21 protein-coding genes and 1 rRNA gene are annotated in these 17888 nt (G+C 59.2%); 13 read left to right on the top strand and 9 right to left on the bottom strand.

Annotated elements, in window-relative coordinates:
• From rrf to AC1D1M_RS29855, 4 genes are all read left to right on the top strand, one after another.
• Positions 1-90, top strand: a 5S ribosomal RNA gene (gene rrf, locus AC1D1M_RS29870); the annotation flags it as partial.
• A 194-nt stretch (positions 91-284) separates the two neighbouring features.
• Complete coding sequence (locus AC1D1M_RS29865) at positions 285-482, top strand: YegP family protein (RefSeq protein WP_477778467.1); 198 nt, start codon at positions 285-287, stop codon at positions 480-482.
• Positions 483-611: 129 nt separating this feature from the next.
• On the top strand, positions 612-1538 hold the full coding sequence (locus tag AC1D1M_RS29860) for a LysR substrate-binding domain-containing protein (RefSeq protein ID WP_223456403.1): 927 nt from the start codon (positions 612-614) through the stop codon (positions 1536-1538).
• 57 nt (positions 1539-1595) lie between these two features.
• Positions 1596-1961, top strand: coding sequence for a 5-carboxymethyl-2-hydroxymuconate Delta-isomerase (locus AC1D1M_RS29855; protein ID WP_223536060.1), 366 nt, complete (start codon positions 1596-1598; stop codon positions 1959-1961).
• Positions 1962-1964: 3 nt separating this feature from the next.
• Here AC1D1M_RS29855 and AC1D1M_RS29850 read toward each other — a convergent pair whose 3' ends face one another.
• From AC1D1M_RS29850 to AC1D1M_RS29840, 3 genes are all read right to left on the bottom strand, one after another.
• Positions 1965-2903 carry a LysR family transcriptional regulator gene (locus tag AC1D1M_RS29850; protein ID WP_477778466.1) on the bottom strand — a complete coding sequence of 313 codons (939 nt, stop codon included), beginning with the start codon at positions 2901-2903 and terminating at the stop codon, positions 1965-1967.
• A gap of 114 nt (positions 2904-3017) precedes the next feature.
• On the bottom strand, positions 3018-3935 hold the full coding sequence (locus AC1D1M_RS29845; protein ID WP_477778465.1) for a DMT family transporter: 918 nt from the start codon (positions 3933-3935) through the stop codon (positions 3018-3020).
• 13 nt (positions 3936-3948) lie between these two features.
• The gene (locus AC1D1M_RS29840; RefSeq protein ID WP_477778464.1) at positions 3949-5133 is read right to left on the bottom strand and encodes a cyanate transporter; all 1185 of its coding nucleotides are present in this window, start codon (positions 5131-5133) and stop codon (positions 3949-3951) included.
• 472 nt (positions 5134-5605) lie between these two features.
• Here AC1D1M_RS29840 and AC1D1M_RS29835 point away from each other — a divergent pair, with 472 nt between their 5' ends.
• The 6 genes from AC1D1M_RS29835 to AC1D1M_RS29810 all read left to right on the top strand — a co-directional run bounded on the left by AC1D1M_RS29835 (position 5606) and on the right by AC1D1M_RS29810 (position 12156).
• Positions 5606-6988, top strand: a complete 1383-nt coding sequence (locus tag AC1D1M_RS29835) for a glutamine synthetase family protein (RefSeq protein WP_477778463.1) — start codon at positions 5606-5608, stop codon at positions 6986-6988.
• A gap of 187 nt (positions 6989-7175) precedes the next feature.
• On the top strand, positions 7176-8825 hold the full coding sequence (locus AC1D1M_RS29830) for a phosphoethanolamine transferase (RefSeq protein WP_477778462.1): 1650 nt from the start codon (positions 7176-7178) through the stop codon (positions 8823-8825).
• A 72-nt stretch (positions 8826-8897) separates the two neighbouring features.
• Complete coding sequence (locus AC1D1M_RS29825) at positions 8898-9548, top strand: class I SAM-dependent methyltransferase (RefSeq protein ID WP_477778461.1); 651 nt, start codon at positions 8898-8900, stop codon at positions 9546-9548.
• Positions 9549-9671: 123 nt separating this feature from the next.
• The gene (gene rnd, locus AC1D1M_RS29820; RefSeq protein WP_477778460.1) at positions 9672-10805 is read left to right on the top strand and encodes a ribonuclease D; all 1134 of its coding nucleotides are present in this window, start codon (positions 9672-9674) and stop codon (positions 10803-10805) included.
• On the top strand, positions 10802-11095 hold the full coding sequence (locus AC1D1M_RS29815) for a YcgL domain-containing protein (protein WP_429386454.1): 294 nt from the start codon (positions 10802-10804) through the stop codon (positions 11093-11095). Before rnd ends, AC1D1M_RS29815 begins: the two co-directional genes overlap by 4 nt.
• Positions 11096-11214: 119 nt before the next feature.
• Positions 11215-12156, top strand: a complete 942-nt coding sequence (locus tag AC1D1M_RS29810) for a D-2-hydroxyacid dehydrogenase (protein ID WP_477778459.1) — start codon at positions 11215-11217, stop codon at positions 12154-12156.
• Here AC1D1M_RS29810 and AC1D1M_RS29805 read toward each other — a convergent pair.
• Positions 12146-12739: a nitroreductase family protein gene (locus tag AC1D1M_RS29805; RefSeq protein WP_150717811.1), complete on the bottom strand. Its 594-nt coding sequence runs from the start codon at positions 12737-12739 to the stop codon at positions 12146-12148. The genes AC1D1M_RS29810 and AC1D1M_RS29805 overlap by 11 nt on opposite strands.
• Before the next feature lie 164 nt (positions 12740-12903).
• Here AC1D1M_RS29805 and AC1D1M_RS29800 point away from each other — a divergent pair, with 164 nt between their 5' ends.
• A complete protein-coding gene (locus tag AC1D1M_RS29800; RefSeq protein ID WP_008015986.1) occupies positions 12904-13353 on the top strand; it encodes a YcgN family cysteine cluster protein in 450 nt (149 codons plus the stop codon).
• Between the two features lie 35 nt (positions 13354-13388).
• On the top strand, positions 13389-14618 hold the full coding sequence (locus AC1D1M_RS29795) for a hypothetical protein (RefSeq protein WP_477778458.1): 1230 nt from the start codon (positions 13389-13391) through the stop codon (positions 14616-14618).
• A 128-nt stretch (positions 14619-14746) separates the two neighbouring features.
• Here the strand turns inward: AC1D1M_RS29795 and AC1D1M_RS29790 are convergent, their stop codons facing one another.
• From AC1D1M_RS29790 to AC1D1M_RS29775, 4 genes are all read right to left on the bottom strand, one after another.
• Positions 14747-15124: a YgaP family membrane protein gene (locus tag AC1D1M_RS29790; protein WP_477778457.1), complete on the bottom strand. Its 378-nt coding sequence runs from the start codon at positions 15122-15124 to the stop codon at positions 14747-14749.
• Positions 15125-15204: 80 nt separating this feature from the next.
• Positions 15205-15675 (bottom strand): RNA methyltransferase, encoded by a 471-nt coding sequence (locus AC1D1M_RS29785; RefSeq protein ID WP_150724345.1) that lies wholly within the window; start codon positions 15673-15675, stop codon positions 15205-15207.
• A 198-nt stretch (positions 15676-15873) separates the two neighbouring features.
• Positions 15874-16245 carry a YajD family HNH nuclease gene (locus AC1D1M_RS29780; protein WP_007898702.1) on the bottom strand — a complete coding sequence of 124 codons (372 nt, stop codon included), beginning with the start codon at positions 16243-16245 and terminating at the stop codon, positions 15874-15876.
• 49 nt (positions 16246-16294) lie between these two features.
• Positions 16295-16981 (bottom strand): spermidine synthase, encoded by a 687-nt coding sequence (locus AC1D1M_RS29775; protein ID WP_007898703.1) that lies wholly within the window; start codon positions 16979-16981, stop codon positions 16295-16297.
• A gap of 95 nt (positions 16982-17076) precedes the next feature.
• Between AC1D1M_RS29775 and AC1D1M_RS29770 the strand changes: the two genes are divergently transcribed.
• Complete coding sequence (locus tag AC1D1M_RS29770) at positions 17077-17367, top strand: hypothetical protein (protein WP_477778456.1); 291 nt, start codon at positions 17077-17079, stop codon at positions 17365-17367.
• Here the strand turns inward: AC1D1M_RS29770 and AC1D1M_RS29765 are convergent.
• The gene (locus AC1D1M_RS29765; RefSeq protein WP_150724348.1) at positions 17364-17837 is read right to left on the bottom strand and encodes a cyclic nucleotide-binding domain-containing protein; all 474 of its coding nucleotides are present in this window, start codon (positions 17835-17837) and stop codon (positions 17364-17366) included. The genes AC1D1M_RS29770 and AC1D1M_RS29765 overlap by 4 nt on opposite strands.
• Positions 17838-17888: the final 51 nt, after the last annotated feature.

The raw sequence follows: 17888 nt of genomic DNA, 5'->3' as shown, positions 1-17888 counted from the left end.
ACCTGATCCCATCCCGAACTCAGCAGTGAAACGATGCATCGCCGATGGTAGTGTGGGGTTTCCCCATGTGAGAGTAGGTCATCGTCAAGATTAAATTCCGAAACCCCAATTGCGAAAGCAGTTGGGGTTTTGTTTTTGTCCGCAGGAAAGTTCGTACACAGTATTCAGGCTTGTCAGTGCGAAATATCCCCTGACATTGAAAGTAATCGCCCTGGAAGCTCCTCCTTTACTCTGGTTTTGCAGACCACTGATCTGCAGTCACCAGCAATCGCAAGGAGCGAGCAATGTATTTTGAAATTTACAGGCAAATTCGCGGCACTGTTCTGACTGGCAAGGGCCAATGGCGTTGGCGGTTGAGGGCTGGCAATCATGAAACCATTGCTAGCGGGGAGGCTTACGTCAACAAGGCTGATTGCCTGCATGCAATCAGTTTGATCAAGGGGACCTGCGACCAGACTCCGATCAAGGAAATCCAGTTTTAGGATGATGAGGCTGCTCGTTCAGAGCAGCTTCGTTGCAACCAGCGTCAGGCTATTGAACCTGAGTTGGATAGACGGCAGTCGCACCAGCTACCTAAACTGTCAGCAGATTTCGGGATCCGGGGGCAGTGGATGAATCGCAACGAACTTCGCAAGGCGGATATCAACCTGATGGTGGTATTCGAAACGCTGATGCTCGAGCGCAATGTCACTCGGGTGGCGGAGAAGCTGTTTCTCGGTCAGCCGACCATCAGTTCGGCGCTCAACCGCTTGCGTGCGATGTTCAATGATCCGTTGTTCATACGCGTTGGTCATCGCATGGAGCCGACGGCGCGGGCAGAGGAGATCATCAAGCACCTGTCGCCGGCGCTGGACTCCCTATCCGTGGCCTTGAGCCTGACCCATGATTTTGACCCGGCCAGCAGCACGATGTCGTTCCGCATCGGGTTGTCCGACGATGTCGAGTTCGGGTTGTTGCCGCCATTGTTGCGAGCTCTGCGCCAGGAAGCGCCCAACGTGGTGTTTGTGGTGCAGCATGTCGATTACTGGCGGATTCCCGACTTGCTGGCGTCTGGCGATATCACGGTGGGTATCAGCCAGACCCGTGGCTTGCCGGCCAATGCCAAGCGCAAGTTGTTGCGGCACATCCAGCCCAGCATTTTGCGCGCCGATGCCTCCGACACACCGCTGACCCTCGATGAATATTGCGCGCGACCGCACGTGCTGGTGTCCCATACCGCCAACGTCAGTGGCTATGCCGACGAGTGGCTGGCAGACATCGGCCGCACGCGCCAGGTTGTGCTCTCGGTACCGCAATACAGTTCTTTGCCGGCCCTGCTTGCCGGGACGGACCTGATTGCCAGCCTGCCGGACTACACCGCCGAGGCGATGGCTGCATCGGGAATGCTGTTCAAGGAACCCTTTCCAATCCAGACACCTACCCTGGACCTGTCCATGGTCTGGCTCAGTCATGTCGATACCGATCCCGCCGAGCGCTGGTTACGCTCGCGGCTGGAGGCGTTCATGAGTGAGCGTGCCGTTTTGCCGTTGCCCGAATGAACAGGGCGGCGCTGTGTTATATGTACGACCCGTCCACCCACCTACAGGAACCCGCTCATGCCTCACCTGCACATGGAATACACCGCCAACCTGACTGATCTGAATGCCGATGTGGCATTGATGCGGTTGAACAATACATTGGTGGGTTCCGGTCAGTTTGCTGCCGAATTCGACATCAAGAGCCGCGCGGTCAAGGTCGATACGTTCAAGGTCGGTACGGCACTGGCCGAGCGGGCGTTCGTGCATGTGAAACTGGCGCTGTTGAGTGGTCGTTCCGCAGAGATCAAGAAACAGCTGTCTGAAAGCCTGCTGGCAGTGGTGCGGGACCTGTGTGAATGGCCGAGCAGCCTCGAGGTCCAGTTGTGCGTGGAAATTCTCGACATCGATCGCGACTCCTACAGCAAGACCGCCATCAACAACTGAACATCAGGCTGATTCCTGCTCGCCACAGGCCTGGATCACTTGCGCTCGCAGCCAGGTGTTGGCGCTGTCCTGATCAACACTCTGGTTCCACTGCATGTCGAGGGTGAAACCCGGCAAGCCTTCGGGCGCTTCACGGTGATTGAAGGTGTCTGCGCCGGCCAGCAGTCGCTGGATGCGCCGGGGCAGGGTCAGGGCATAGTCGGTGCCGGTAATCAGCTTCAGCGCTGCACTGTAGCTGTTGGCGCGTGCGACGATCTGGCGCTGTTGTGCCTGCTGCGCGAGCCAGCCGTCGACCATGTTGGTGGCGGACGTCCAGGGTGTCGGGAACACGTGTCGACGTTCGACATAGGTTTGCAGGCTCAAGCGTGGTTCGGCCGGCGTGGCGCGTTTGTCGAAAACACATACCAGATCATCTTCGAGCAGCGTCTGCGATTTGAAGTCGACGTGATTGCGATGAAAGTTCGGACCGAAGCACATCACCAGGTCGAGGCTGCCGTCGCGCAACGCTTCGGCAGGAATATCGGCTTCGAGTTTGAACACATTGACCATCACCGGAAGATCTGCGAGGTCGAAGGTTTTCAACAAGCGCGGCAGAATCAACTGCTCGAAATATTCCGGAGCGCAGATGTTGAAGGTCACGGGTTGCAGGCCCGGGTCGAACGTAGGTGAGCCGGCGTCACACAGGTTGATGCTTTCCAGGATTTTCAGCACGTGAGGGTACATCGCGCCGGCCTTGCAGGTGGGCTGCATGCCGCCGGTACGGGTATTGATGAACAGCTCGTCCCCGAAACAGGTGCGCAGTTTTTTCAGGCAGTAACTCACCGTGGACTGGCTGACGCAAAGCGTCTCGGACACGCCGGTGACGCTGTTTTGCTCGTACACGGCGACAAACACCATGAGGTCCTGCATGTCGAGTTTTCTAAGCGAATTACTGTTCAGCATCCATTGCGTCTCGCTACGCCCCTTGCGCTGACCGTGTGCAAGGGTGAGCGAATCATCCTAGCGGAATGAGGGAGCAGGGAGAATGCCTTGCAGGACGTTTCGCCCAAGTCCGTGTCAGCTCTGGACCATCGCTGACACGGCGCGGCGGCTGGACATCAACAGCGCGAACATGCCGAGGCCCACCAGCACCGCGCCGGCCATTTCCAGCGGCAGCGGCATCTGGCGCCCCCAAAGCCAGTGAAACAAGGTGATGAACAGCGTACTCAGGTAAATGTAGGAAATCACCGAGGATGGCGCGATCACGCCGATGGCCCGATGCAGCAGCCAGAACGTCGCCAGGGTGGCGAACACCGCCAGGTACATCAGCCAATAGAAATCGTTGAGCGTCAGTAATGATGCCGAGCGCCAACCGCCACTGAATCCACAGAACAACAGTAGAAACAGCGCACCGAACAGCATGTTCCAGAACGTCATGGGCGCCGGCCCGCGTCCCTTGAGGCTATTGGCTTTCAGACGTTGGCTGAGGGGGGCGTAGAGTGCCATCGCCATGCAACCGATGCCGTACACCGTCAATGCATACGGCGATGGCAACTCGCCGGTGCCGGTGCCTTTCATAATCAGTAACACTGCCCCGGCAGCGGCAAGCAGCATCGGCACAATCCGTTGTTTCAGACGGCTGTCAGGTGTCAGCACGGCTTCGAAACCCAGGGTCAGCAGCGGCACCAGCGTGAACATCGTCCCGGTGTTGACGGCCGAGGTGTAGCGCAATGCTTCGAACAGCGAGCCGAAGTACAGCGCCAGCAGCAGGCCGAGTACCGCGTGACCGAGCAGCCCTGGGGCGGTCATGACGACATTGCCTTTAAGCAGCAACAGCGGCAGAAACACCAAGGCGCAAAACAGCAGGCGCAAACCGGTCAGCAGGATTGGGTCGATGGCCTGGCTGACTTGCGCCGCCGCGGAAAACGACGCAGCGATCAATAAGGCCCAAAGCAGCATGCTGGCGTGAGCGACGGCGAAACCGGTGGTTTTCATGGCAGGCTCCGGGTCAATGGATGTGGCGGGTGTAGTGCCTTGGGTTGAAGCGCAAAACCATCAGCATCATCAGCACCATGACCGCCGTCAGCGACCACCAGGCCCATTCAAAGCTGCCGAGCTGGTCGCGGATGATCCCCGCCAGCAGCGGTGAAAGGCCGGCGATCAAGTAGCCGATGCCTTGAACGAATGCGGTCAGGCCACCGGCGCGCAATGGATTGTCCAGGTGATCCAGCGATACGATCAGGCTCATCGGGAACAGGCCGCCAATGCCCAGCCCCAGCAGGCATGGCCACATCAGGCTCAAATGCCGCGGGCTCAGAATCAGTCCGCAGAAACCGGCGATGATCAGTGTCAGCAATACCATCAGCACGACGCGGCGGTCGCGGCTGCGATTGGCGATGACGGGGGTCAGCAGTCCCGACAGCACTTCCATGGCGGTCAGAAATCCGAGCAGCAATCCGGCGTGTTGTTCGCTCCAGCCCTTTTCCACGTAGTACGGCGCCAGCCAGGCTAGGACACAGGTGTAGGACGCAGTGCCCAGGCCAAAGAAAATCGCGAGCAACAACGCGCGGGAGTTGGCGAAGAACGAGCCATTGCTGGATACCCTCGAGTCCAGTGTTGGCATCCCCGCACTTTGGCTGCGCCAGAAGAGCAATGCCAGCACGGCGAGAACGGCCCAGATCGCCAGGCCCATACGCCAGCTGCCGGTACGCTCCATCACCAGCGGCGCAAAGGAAGCCCCCATGGCGGCACCGCCCATGATCGACGTGACGTAGAGCCCCATGCACAGGGCCACATGGTCGCTGAAGCGGGATTTGATCAGCGCCGGCATCAGGGCCTGGATCAGGGCTATCCCGATACCTGCCAGAACGGCGCTGAATAGCAACTCCGCGGCTGAATCAAGGAACAACCGCGAAAGCGTGGCCACGCCGATGATCAGCAATGAGAACACCACTGTGCGCTGGTCGCCGAATCGCTGGCTGACGCGCAGGCCGACAAACATCGCCAGTCCCATGGCCGTCACCGGCAACATTGTCAGCAGTGAAGCCTGGCTGAAGCTCAGGGCAATGTCGTCGCGAATCGCCGAGAGCAGAGGCCCGACAGCGGCCATGGAAGGGCGCAGGTTCAGGGCAACCAGGACAATGCTGAACATGAACCAGAGGGCAGGGCGGGAAGTGGCTCGGGCGTTTTCCATGATCGGACCTTGAACAGTAGGGTTCCGATTAGGCGCGCGAGGCCTGGAGGCGGCAAATCAGAAATTCCGGCGAAGTATTTAGAAATTAAATACAAGTCGCAGCCAAATGTTTAGCCAGACGATATCCAAGGTTCTTCAAATCATGATTTAACGACTTAACCCATCGTGTGACGCTGCGGGCCATCTGTTTTCTGCGGTTCTATCTATGGACGGTTGGCCAGTCGCAATCCACTTCAAGGCATCCATCGACGCTCGAGCGTCGAGCCTTCTTCGTCGATTCACGCCCGCCACCGCGCCAAACCTCTCTGCACTTCCTTCTGAACTGGCCTTCTGGGCGCTGTGGCATTGCCGCCATGCGCGCCCGCCGGATTCCTGCTTTTTCCGCTGATTGTTCCTACTTATTCCGCTTGATGGCGGGATTAAAGTGCGGGTGCTTTTGCATACCCGCCTGACACGGAAAAAGAGAGTTCCCATGAGTAGTGCCACGACCTCGTTTGCCTCCAAGCAAGAAGCCCTGACCTTTCTGGAGCAGAACCCGGATATTGAAATGTTCGAGCTGTTCATCCTCGACAACAACGGTGTGCCGCGGGGCAAGCTGCTGCATCGTGACGAGTTGCTGGCGGTGTATGAAAGCGGGCGGCCATTGCCGAGCACCATCCTCGGCCTGACCATCAACGGCGATGACGTGGAGAACTCCGGGCTGGTCTGGGATGTCGGTGATATCGACTGCCGGGCCTATCCGATCAGCGGCAGCCTCACGCGCATGCCGTGGCGTCTGATCCCGACAGCCGCCGTTCAGGTCAGCATGCACCCGACGGAAGGAATGCCCGCCACCATTGCCGATCCCCGTCATTTACTGGCGAAAGTCATCGAAGGTTTACAGGCTGACGGCTATTACCCGGTCATGGCGGCGGAATTGGAGTTCTACCTGCTGGATCAGCAACGCGACAGCAATGGCCGGCCGCAACCGGCACGGGATGTCGATGGCGGGCGTCCGCGCGGCACTCAGGTCTATGGATTGCGCGAGCTTGAACAGATCGAGCCGTTTCTGGCCGATCTCTATAGCGCCTGCAAGCTCCAGGGGATTCCGGCGCGCACGGCCATTTCCGAATACGCGCCGGGGCAAGTGGAAATCACCCTCGAGCACCGCTCCGACGCATTACAGGCGATGGATGAAGCGGTGCGCTACAAACGTCTGGTCAAGGGGGTGGCGCACAAGCACGGCATGACAGCCTGCTTCATGGCCAAGCCTTTCGATGATCTGGCCGGCACCGGGATGCACATGCACGTGAGCCTGGCGGACAAGGCCGGCAATAACCTCTTTGCCAGTGAAGCCCCGGATGGAACGCCGCTGCTCAAGCAGGCTGTCGCGGGCATGCTCAGTACCTTGCTCGATTCGCTGTTGCTGTTCTGCCCCAACGCCAACTCCTACCGTCGATTCCAGGCCAACAGCTATGCGCCTCTGGCGGCCACCTGGGGCGTGGACAATCGCACCGTGAGTTTGCGCGTGCCGGGCGGGCCGGCGTATTCCCGGCACATCGAGCATCGAATTTGTGGCGCAGATGCCAACCCCTATCTGGCGGCTGCGGCGATTCTGGCCGGTATTCATCGCGGTATCCGCGAACAACTCGACCCTGGTGCGCCGGTGGAAGGCAACGGCTACGCCCAGGCCACGAAACTGTTGCCGACAGACTGGCTGACCACCTTGCGATCGCTGGAGGGTTCGAATTGGGCCAGGGAAGCGTTCGGCGGGGAATTCCTCGGTGTCTACCTGGCGGTGAAACGCGCCGAATATCGCCAATTCATGGGGGAGGTCGGTGAGCAGGACTGGCGCTGGTATTTGCATCAGGCTTGAGTCGAAGCTGTACCGGAGCTGAACCATTCTCAAATAGTCTGGAAGTATCAGGCTGGTTTATAAGCCAACTAATTGTTGGCTTCTTTTTCACAAAAAATTGATGGTTGGCTATCTAAAATTAGAGCTGTCTCGGTAAATGAAATTTTCACATTTGCCGAAGACACTTTTTCAGGACCCGCCGAATCTCATGCTTAAGATTAAAGCCGTGCGCCCCGAATGGGTGACACTGATTGCCAGCGCATTTTTGTTAGTTGGCTTCAATTTTGTACTCTGGCAGCACCTGTTCGAAATCACCGCATCCGACGGCAAAGGCATCGTCATGCGCGTGGCCTTTGGGGTGATGATCTTCGCGGCCTTCAACATTGTGCTGACCCTGCTGGCATTCCGGCCGGTGCTCAAGCCGGTCCTGACCCTGCTGTTCTTGATCAGTGCGGGCGTGGCGTATTTCATGAGCCAGTATGGTGTTTTGATCGACACCGGCATGTTGCGTAACTTCGCTGAGACCAATGCTACGGAAGTGCGCGACTTACTGTCGCCAAAGTTGTTTGTTTTTATTGTGCTGCTCGGCGTTTTACCATCTTGGCTGCTGTGGAAGACACCGGTTAATTATCGTCGCTGGCACCGTGAACTACTCAGTAAGGTTTTGGTGACTTTTGCCTCGGCAGCGGTCATTGGTGGTGTTGCACTGGTTAACTATCAAGGCCTGTCTTCGCTGTTTCGCAATCACCACGAGTTGCGCCTGATGGTGGTGCCAAGCAACTACATCGGTGCCTCGGCTGGTTTCTTGCGCGAGAAAGTAGCAACTGCACGGCAACCCTTTGTCAAAATCGGTGAAGATGCCCAGCGCAATCCGGCCTGGCAGACACACGGGCGTAAATCCCTGACGGTGCTTGTCGTGGGTGAAAGTGCCCGGGCGGAGAACTTCGGCATCCTTGGCTATAGCCGTGACACCACGCCGAAACTGAGTAAGGAAGACGGCCTGATCGCCTTCACCGATGTGCATTCCTGCGGTACTGAAACCGCCGTATCGGTGCCTTGCATGTTCTCCAATATGGGGCGCAAGGACTACAACGCCAGCAAGGCAAAGAACGAAGAAGGCCTGCTGGATGTGCTCAAGCATGCGGGTATCGACGTGATCTGGCGTGACAACCAGTCAGGCTGCAAAGGTACATGCGATCGCGTCACCATTCAGGACGTCAGCAATCTGAAGGACCCGACGCTGTGCGCCAACAGCGAATGCCGCGACGAAATCCTGTTGCAAGGACTGCAACATTTCATCGATACCCTGGACAAGGACACGGTATTGGTATTGCACCAGATGGGCAGCCACGGTCCGGAGTACTTCAAGCGTTATCCGAAAGAGTTCGAACGCTTCACCCCGGTTTGCGAGAGTAATGCCCTGAACAATTGCAGTCGCGAAAGTATCGTCAACGGCTACGACAACACCTTGGTATATACCGACCATGTGCTGTCGACCTTGATCGATCTGTTGCGCAGTAATCAGGAAAAAGTGGATACCGCGATGCTGTATCTGTCGGACCACGGCGAGTCCCTGGGTGAATACAACTTGTTCCTCCACGGCACGCCTTACATGCTGGCACCGGAGCAGCAAAAGCATGTAGCCATGTTTGCCTGGTTCTCCGACAGCTATAAAAAGTCGTTTGCGGTAGATGCCCACTGCCTGCAACAGAGTCGTGAAAAACCCCTGAGCCAGGACAACCTGTTCCATTCGATGCTTGGGCTGCTGGAGGTCAACAGCAAGGTCTACAACCAGGATCTGGACATGTTTGCCGGATGTCGTGGTCCAGTGGCTGACGGCGTGTTGGCCAAAGATTGAGTGCTCCGATTTTGTTTCACGCGGCGGCCGCCGACCTGCGGCCAGTAGAACTTTTATCAAGAGCCATTGCACATGTCCGCTCAGCCCCCATCCGCCATAGAGCTTGAGATCGCCCGGCGCTACGACCAGGAGCACGCGCGCGTCTGCCTTCAGCCGCAAGCGCCGGGTCTGGCCGGGCGTCTGGCGCTCTGGCGTGAGGAGCGACTGGTGCGCAAGGCACTCAAGGTCGCCGGCGAGCCGGGGCTGATCCTCGACGTGGCCTGCGGTGTGGGGCGTTTCTGGTCGGCGCTGGCCGAACATGCCAATCGGGTGATTCTCGCGACGGATCCGTCCCAAGACATCCTCGATCATGCCCGCACACATCACCCGCAGAGTTTGTTGAAGCGGGTCAAGACCTTTCAAAGCTCCGCGTTCTCGATTGGCTTGTCGGAGAACGCGGTTGACTGCATTTTTTGCATGCAACTGTTTCAGCACCTCACCAACCCGGAACATCGTCTGGCGATGCTTGGCGAGTTTTACCGGGTCAGTCGCGATACGGTGATTGTCGCTGTGCGCCTCGACGGTCTTTTCAAGGCCGCGCGCTCGGGTGTGGAAGGGCCGTTGCCGAGCAAAGCCGAGGTGGAAAGCGAGTTCAGGAAGGCGGGTTTCCGTTTGCTCAGCCATCAGGACTTTTTCCCCGGTTGTGCGCGGATGCGGGTCTATGTGCTGGGTAAGACCAGCTAGCCCGACTTTGTCGGACTATTCTGTATGTCCCGCAGTAGTTTTCGCTAACGCTCTTGTTCAGTGGATGCGCGGAAATCGCCGGGGGCGATATATACTGCGCGCCATTCTTCAAGGGAGAGCCGTGTGGCCATCGATATTCACTGGATTCGCGACAACGATAGCCTCGGACGGTTGTGCACCGAGTGGCAGCAGTTGCCATTCGTTGCCCTCGACACCGAATTCATGCGGGTCGACACCTTCTACCCAATCGCCGGCCTGCTGCAGATCGGTGATGGCGTTCGCGCCTATCTGATCGACCCGCTGACCATCGACAACTGGCAGCCATTGGCCGCGTTGCTGGAAAACCCGGCGGTGGTCAAAGTTGTCCACGCGTGCAGCGAAGACCTCGAAGTCCTGCTACGCCTGACCGGCAGCCTGCCGGCGCCGCTGTTCGATACGCAATTGGCTGCCGCTTACCTGAACCTCGGTTTTTCCATGGGTTATTCGCGACTGGTGCAGGAAGTGCTCGGCATCGACCTGCCCAAGGGTGAAACCCGTTCCGACTGGCTGCAACGTCCGCTTTCCGAAACCCAGATCAGCTATGCCGCCGAAGATGCCGTGCATTTGGCTGAGGTCTTCGTAAAGCTGCGTCCAAAGCTGTCTGACGACAAATACGTCTGGGTCCTGGAAGACGGCGCCGAACTGGTGGCCAACCTGCGCCGCGAGATCGACCCGTACGAGGTCTATCGCGATGCCAAGCTGGCCTGGAAGCTGTCCCGCGCTCAACTCGCCGTTTTGCGTGAGCTCTGCGCCTGGCGTGAAAAGGAAGCCCGGGTCCGCGACCTGCCGCGCAACCGGATTATCCGCGAGCATTCGTTGTGGCCGCTGGCGCGTACGCAACCGGATAACCTCGGCGCCCTGGCGAAAATCGAAGACATGCACCCGCGTACCGTGCGTCAGGACGGCGAGTTTCTGCTTGATCTGATCAAGCGCTCTGGCAGTGTGTCGCCAGATCAATGGCCGCCAGCCGTGCCGGAGCCGTTGCCGGTGGACGCTGCCGTTCTACTCAAGCAGATGAAAGCCATCGGCCAGGCCGAAGCCGAGCGCCTGAACATCGCGCCGGAACTGATGCTGCGCAAGAAAACCCTGGAAGCGCTGCTCAAGAGCGGCTTCCCCAATGGTCCCTACCAATTGCCTGATTCGCTGCGTGGCTGGCGCCGCGAATTGATGGGCCAGGCGCTGCTCGACAGCCTGGCCACCGCCGGAGAACAGCCTTGAAACGTATTTGTTCCATCTACCGCAGCTCGAAGAGAAACGAAATGTACCTGTATGTGCTCAAGAGCGATGCTCTGGAGCGCGTGCCGGATCCCCTGATGGCAGCCTTCGGCAAGGCCATCCACGCGTTCGACCTGGTGCTGAGCCCCGAGCGCAAGTTGTCGCGCGAGGACATCACGGTCGTGCTGGAAAACCTCGAAAAACAGGGTTATCACCTGCAAATGCCACCTGCCGAAGACGAGTACATCGAGCACTTGCCGGAAGAATTGTTGCGTCGCAACGATCCGGTGTGAGCAGCAGACAGGCTCTGTTCAGAGTGGTTATGAAACACTCATTGATTTTTGCGATGGCAGCATCGACGGAGCACCGCTCTGTCGGCGGTCGTCTGCACCGTTTTTGAAAGGTTTGAAGCATGCGCGTCCTGATTGCTGAACACGACCACCCCGTGTACGCCCAACTGTTGCGCGAGGCGGCACCGGATCTGGAGGTGCTGACCAGCGGTGACTCCGCCGAACTGGCCAGCCAGGCCGCCGATTGTCCGGTGTGGCTCGGCCAGCCTGATTTGTTGGCAACCCTGTTACGCCAGGGCCATCAACCACAATGGCTGCAATCGACCTGGGCTGGCATTACGCCGCTGCTGGCCGATGGCTTGCCGCGGCACTATCGCCTGACGCGTGCAGTCGGCATCTTCGGCCAGGTCATGGCCGAGTACGTGCTCACGTATATGCTAGGTCACGAGCGTGAAGTACTGGCACGACTGGTCAGCCAGGTCGAGCGCAAGTGGGACAGTCGCCATGGCCAGAGCCTGGCGGGGCGCAAGGTGCTGATCGTCGGCACCGGTGATATCGGTCATAGTGTCGCGCAGTTCCTCGTGCCGTTCGGTGTCGAGTTGTATGGCGTTGCCAGCACGGCGCGGGAGCAGGCACCGTTTGTTGAGGTCGGTTCACTGGCGGATCTGCCGCGGCTGGTCGGTGAAGTCGATTACGTGGTCAATTTGCTGCCGAACACCGTGGAAACCCACGATATCTACGACGCGGCGCTGTTCAAGCAATTCAAACCGACCGGGTTGTTCATCAACGTTGGGCGCGGTGTGGCGGTGGTCGATGCGGATCTGGTGGAAGCCTTGAAGGAAGGGCATCTGGCGGGCGCGGTGATCGACGTGTGCCGTCAGGAGCCATTACCCCAGCGACATCCATTCTGGACGGCATGGGGCCTGCTGCTGACCGGCCACAGCTCGGCACCGACTTCGCCGTCGATGATGGTGAAGCTGTTTGTCGAAAACCTGCGCCTACAGGGTTATGTGTACACCTGTAGGAGCTGCCGCAGGCTGCGATCTTTTGCTGTTAGAGGGTGAAGTCACCTTCAGCCGCCAACTCACTCAACGGACGACGCGGGCTTGGTTCTTCGCGGGCTTGCAGGTAATCCGCCAGGCTCGCCTTGTCCCCCAGCTTACCCACCGCGACGGCCGCGTGCAGGGCGTAGCCTTCGGGAATGTTCAGCTCCTTGCGGGTCAGCTCCTGGTCGAAACCGGCCATGCCGTGGGTGTGCCAGCCGCTCAGGCTCGCTTGCAAGGCCAGATGGCCCCAGGCGGAACCGGTATCGAAGGTGTGCCACAGGGCCGGGGTTTCTTCGGTGGCGCCAGGCGCGGTGAAGGTGGTTTTCGAAATCACGATCACCAGGGCCGACGCATGTTGAGCCCAGCTGCGGTTGAATTCGTTCAGCAGGCCCAGGTAACGCTCCCAGTTCGGCGTGTCGCGACGTGCGTAAAGGAAACGCCAGGGTTGCGAGTTGTAGGCCGAGGGTGCCCAGCGGGCGGCTTCGAAGAAGCTCAGCAGGGTTTCCTCTGGAATCGTTTCGCCAGTGAAGGCGCGGGGCGACCAGCGATCGGTGAACTGGGGGTGAATGGCGTAATCGGCAACGCGTGGGTTGGCACTCATCAAGAGATTCCTGGCTACGTTTGAAAGTGGGAGCAACGCAAAACCCTACTTGGCAGCGCAAAAACTGACAAGCCCGTTCTACCGACAGTCGCCAATGCTTGGCCCAAGGGGCTATGGGCACTAGACTGGCGGCCTTTTCACCACCTGATGTCGATGCTCGAACCATGGCCGCCAAAGTAGAACCGTTCTGGATACGCAAAACCCTCGATCAACTCGATCAGGAGGAATGGGAGTCGCTGTGCGACGGTTGTGGACTGTGCTGCCTGCAAAAGCTTGAAGACGAAGACGACAACAGCGTTTATTACACACGCATCGCCTGCAAATTGCTGGACCTGAAAACCTGCCAGTGCACGGACTATCCTAACCGTCGTGACTCTGTGCCGGACTGTATCCAGCTCACGCCGGGCAAAGCCGACGAATTCAAATGGCTGCCACCGACCTGCGGCTATCGCCTGGTCAGCGAAGGCAAGGACCTGCCGTTGTGGCATCACTTGGTGTGCGGTGATCGCGATGCCGTGCATCACGAGCGGATTTCCCAGTCCGGGCGCATGCTCGCCGAAGGCAGCGTGCCGGAAGATGATTGGGAAGATCACCTGATTTTCCGCGCAGGCTGACAGCCGAACGTTTAACGTTTCACGAAGGAGTGTGTATGGCTGTGGGATGGCGGCAGGCGTGGGTCGTTGGATTACTGGTCGTGAATTCGCCCGTATGGGCAGCGAACAAGGTCAATCTGGATTATCACGTGCGCCTGTTGCCGCAGAGCGATCAGGCCGAAGTGCGTCTGACGCTCGCCCAGGGTTCGGCGGTGCGCAGCCTGGATTTCGACCTCGGCGACGGCAGCCACTACAGCGATTTCAAGGCCGACGGCCAATGGCAACTGATCTCCGGCAAAGCGGCGCGCGGTGTCTGGCGCCCGACTGCCGATAAGGCCAGCCTGACTTACCGCGTGAATATCAACCACGGGCGCAAGAGCGGCAGCTTCGACACGCGCATGACGCCAAACTGGGCATTGATGCGCGGCGACGATCTTGTGCCGGCTGCCAGACTCGATCAACAGGATGGCACCGAACTGGTTTCACGCCTTGAATTCGAGCTGCCTGGTGGCTGGAAAAGCGTTGAAACCGCCTGGCCACGGATTGGCCAGAACAAATTCCGTATCGACAACCCTTCCCGACTGTTCGACCGGCCCACGGGCTGGATGCTCGCCGGCCAGCTCGGCAGCCGCCGTACTCGTCTGGGCGAGACTGAAGTCACTGTCGCCTCGCCGCTGGGGCAGGGTATGCGTCGTATGGATGTGCTGACACTGCTGACCTTCGTCTGGCCGCAAGTGCAGGCACTGTATCCGCGACACCCCGGCAAACTGCTGATCGTCGGGGCCAATGATCCAATGTGGCGCGGCAGCCGGTCGGCGCACGAGTCGATCTATCTCAACAGTCACCTGCCGTTGGTCAGCGAAAGCGGCACCAGTGCCTTGGTCCGTGAATTGGCCCAGGTGTTCGGGCGGATCAACGGCACGCAGCGTAGTGACTGGATCAGCGAAGGCTTTGCCGAGTATTACGCCATCGAACTGGTGCGCCGGGCCGGCGGCATGAGCGATGAACGCTACGAGAACCTGCACGGCAAACTGGTCAAGAGCAGCCAGAAAGTCACCGCGCTGCGCGGTGATCAGATCACAGCGGTTCAGGTGGCCAGGGCGGTGGTGTTGCTGCAGGAACTGGATCGCGAGATTCGTCTGAAAACCCACAACAAGCGTTCGCTGGACGACGTGTTGCGCGGGGCGATGCGGCTGGGGGATATCGATACCCAGGCGTTTGTTCAACTCAGCGAGAGCGTGATCGGTGGGTCTTCAAAGGTACTGAGTACCGAGTTGATTCAGTGAGACCGTCATCGCGAGCAAGCTCGCTCCCACAATGATTGGGGGTGAGCACAAATGTTGTGAGCGCCACATAACCCTGTGGGAGCGAGCTTGCTCGCGATAGGGCCATCAGCCCCGCCGGATAAGCCTGATCAAACCCCGGCTTTCGGCGACTTCAGGGAATCATTGCCGGTCACGGTGGCGGTTTTGGTTGCCGCCTCGGCGTTGGCCTTCAACTGGCTCAGTTCTTCACCCGCCCGCTGGATTTTCGCCCGCACGTTGTTTATGTCCTGACGGCTTTTCTCCAGCAGGCTTTTCGCCGAGCTGTGGCCGGTAATACCGCGCGCCAGGGCCACGCCGCCGATGGCGACCTGGATCAGGCCAAAGATCCCGCCACGCCGCAGGCCCTTGCCCACCATCACCACGCCGCCGGCCAGGGAGCCGATGCGTTCCCAGCCCTGCACGTTTTGCTCGGAGGGGCTCTGGAACGGGGTGGATTCGATACGCTCGACGCGTTTGAGTTCGCTCATGGTCTGTCTCCAGGCTTCAGTGATCGATAGTCAAGCTGACCGCCAGGGCAGGCAGCTTGTTCAATCGGATGTGCGGCGATTCAGCGGAATTTTGGCCCGGAGCGGGTATTGAGCCCCTTGGACATGCGGTCATAGAGCACGACGTTGACCGTGGCGGCCAGGTTCATGCAACCGGTGGTCGGAATGTAGACCACGTCTTCACACCAGTCGCGAATCTCTTTATCCAGCGATCCGTCTTCCGGGCCGAAGATGTAGAGCGCGCGATCCGGGTGGGTGTATTCCGGCAACGGGCGCGCGCCGTCGACCAGTTCCACGGCGACGGGCACACAATTGAGAGGCAGGATTTTCTTCAGGTCGTCGATGCCGATCAGCGGGATGTCGTAGTGCACGCGCTTGGTATCGGTGACGAAGTCGGCGGCGCGCTCATAGCGCTTGCCGGTGTAGAACACCGATGCCACGCCATAACAGCCAGCGGCGCGCATCACCGAACCGACGTTCTCCGGTGATTTGGGGTTATACAAACCAATGCAGCTGTACCGTTTGTCTGCCACGAGCGGGGTGCCTTTCGGGAAAAAAGCGCGATTATACGGGGATTGGGCGGCAGCGGTCAGTTTGGAGATTGGCGGTGGCAGGGCTATTGCTATCGCGAGCAAGCTCGCTCCCACAGTTGACCGAGGTGTCCTGACGGACGCAGAACAATGTGGGAGCGAGCTTGCTCGCGATGAGGCCAGTTCAGGCACTGAAGATTATTAATCTTCTTTTTTCATCAACCCCGCCAACGCCGCAAACGGATTGTGCGTGGCTTTGGCGATTTTCGGCGTGCTCAGTGAGCCTTCGTCGAAATACTGCTGGTCGGTATACCGCGAGTGTTCGTTATCGTGGCAGTACAGGCACAACAACTCCCAGTTCGAGCCGTCCTGTGGGTTGTTGTCGTGGTTGTGGTCGCGGTGGTGCACGGTCAGTTCGCTCAGGCGCTTGCCGGAGAATTCGCGGGCGCAGCGGCCGCAGACGTGCGGGTACATCTTCAGGGCCTTGTCGCGGTAGCCCATTTCCTTGTCGCGCTGGTTGTCGGCGAGGATGCGATCCAGCTTCGAAGTGTTGGTCGGGGTGGACGAACTCATGGGTTCACCTTTGTAAAATGACTAATGACGGTATTAAGCGAAGTTTAGCTCAGCCCTTGAGCTTCTCGGCAATCCAGATGGTGTGGCGGGTGCCCTTGTTGCCATGGGCGAAGACCTGCACTTCCTCGGCCTTGAAGCCGGCTTTCTTCAGTTTGTCGGAAAATTGCCGGTCCGCGCTGGCCGACCACACGGCCAGCACGCCTTTTGGTCTCAGGGCCTTGGCGCAGGCGCTCAGGCCGCCGGCAGAGTACAGCCAGCTGTTGGCTTTCTGGGTCAGGCCTTCGGGGCCGTTGTCGACATCGAGCATGATGGCATCGAAGCCCTGGGGTTCGGCTTGCAGGACTTTGGCCACGTCTTCCATGCGAATCACCGTCCGCGGGTCGAGCAGCGGATTGCCTGCCTTCTCGCCCAGCGGTCCACGATTCCACTCAACGACACCGGGGACCAGTTCGGCGACCACCACTTCGGCAGTCTTGCCCAAGTGCTTGAGCGCCGAAGCGAGGGTGAAGCCCATGCCCAGGCCGCCGATGAGCACCCGTGAATTCGGTCGACCGGCGACCTTGCGACACGGGATCTCGGCCAGAGCATCTTCGGAGCCGTGCATGCGCGTGTTCATCAATTGTCCGCCGTCGCCGCCCTGGATCTTGATGACGAAATCCTCGCCGTATTCGAACAGGCACAGGGCACCGCCGTTTTCAGGAATGGGGGTGGTGTCCAGCAGAACGAAACGTTTCATGGGGCTCACTTGAAGAAAATTGGCAGAACACGGGAGGGCAAACAGACACGGTTGGGAGTAGCCTGTTTATGACGACAAGGTCAACGGAGCCATTGATGAAGCGCACCATTCTAACGGTCATTGCCCTGGCCGCGCTCACGATAACTGCAGTGCAGGCTCAACAGCTGCAATCGATTCCCGTCAGCCCCGCGCCGATACCCGGTTCGCCCGGCACCGCGACGCCCACGCCGTACCCGCAGATCAGCCCGGCGCCTTTGCCTAAAGTCGGCCCTGGCAGTAGCGGTCCGCCGTTGGTGCCGATTGAAATGCCGAGCCCGCCGACCAAGGACCAGCCGATACCGGGCCTGGAGCCCAATCCGCCGAAACCCAAGTCGCCGGGCGGCTAGACCTGCTGCGAAAGCAGTTGGCCGTCGGCCATGCGCAGGCGTTTGGACAGGGACACGGCGAGGGCGCGGATGATCTTGGCGGCGATTTTCGGTGCGTCGTTGAGCATCTTTTCCAGCGAGTCCTTGCCCAGGTTGAGCAACTGGCAGTTGCTTGCGGCCACGCAACTGGCCGAGCGCCGTTCGCCGTCGAGCACGGCCATTTCGCCGAACGAGCGGCCGCTGCGCAACGTGGCGATGGTGACGCGTTGCCCGTCAGCGGTGGTTTTCTGCACCGCCACCTGACCGGTGTGGATGATGCACATGAAACTGCCGGCATCGCCCTCCTGGAAGATCTCCTCGCCCTGGGCAATAGTGCTGATACTGAAGTAGCCCGAAGCTGCGGCGAAGTCCGCCGGCAGCAGTTGATTGAACAGGCCGCAATCCATCAGCCAGTCGCGAATTTCGTTGTTCAGAAAGGTTGGTTCAGACATGTCGTCACGGTCTTTTTTGTGTGTTACTGACTCGAATTTGAATTCGCCGCC

This window comes from Pseudomonas sp. P1_F7 (assembly GCF_056405655.1).
Note: the sequence above shows the minus strand (reverse complement) of the source record. Positions and strands in the feature narration are given on the sequence as shown.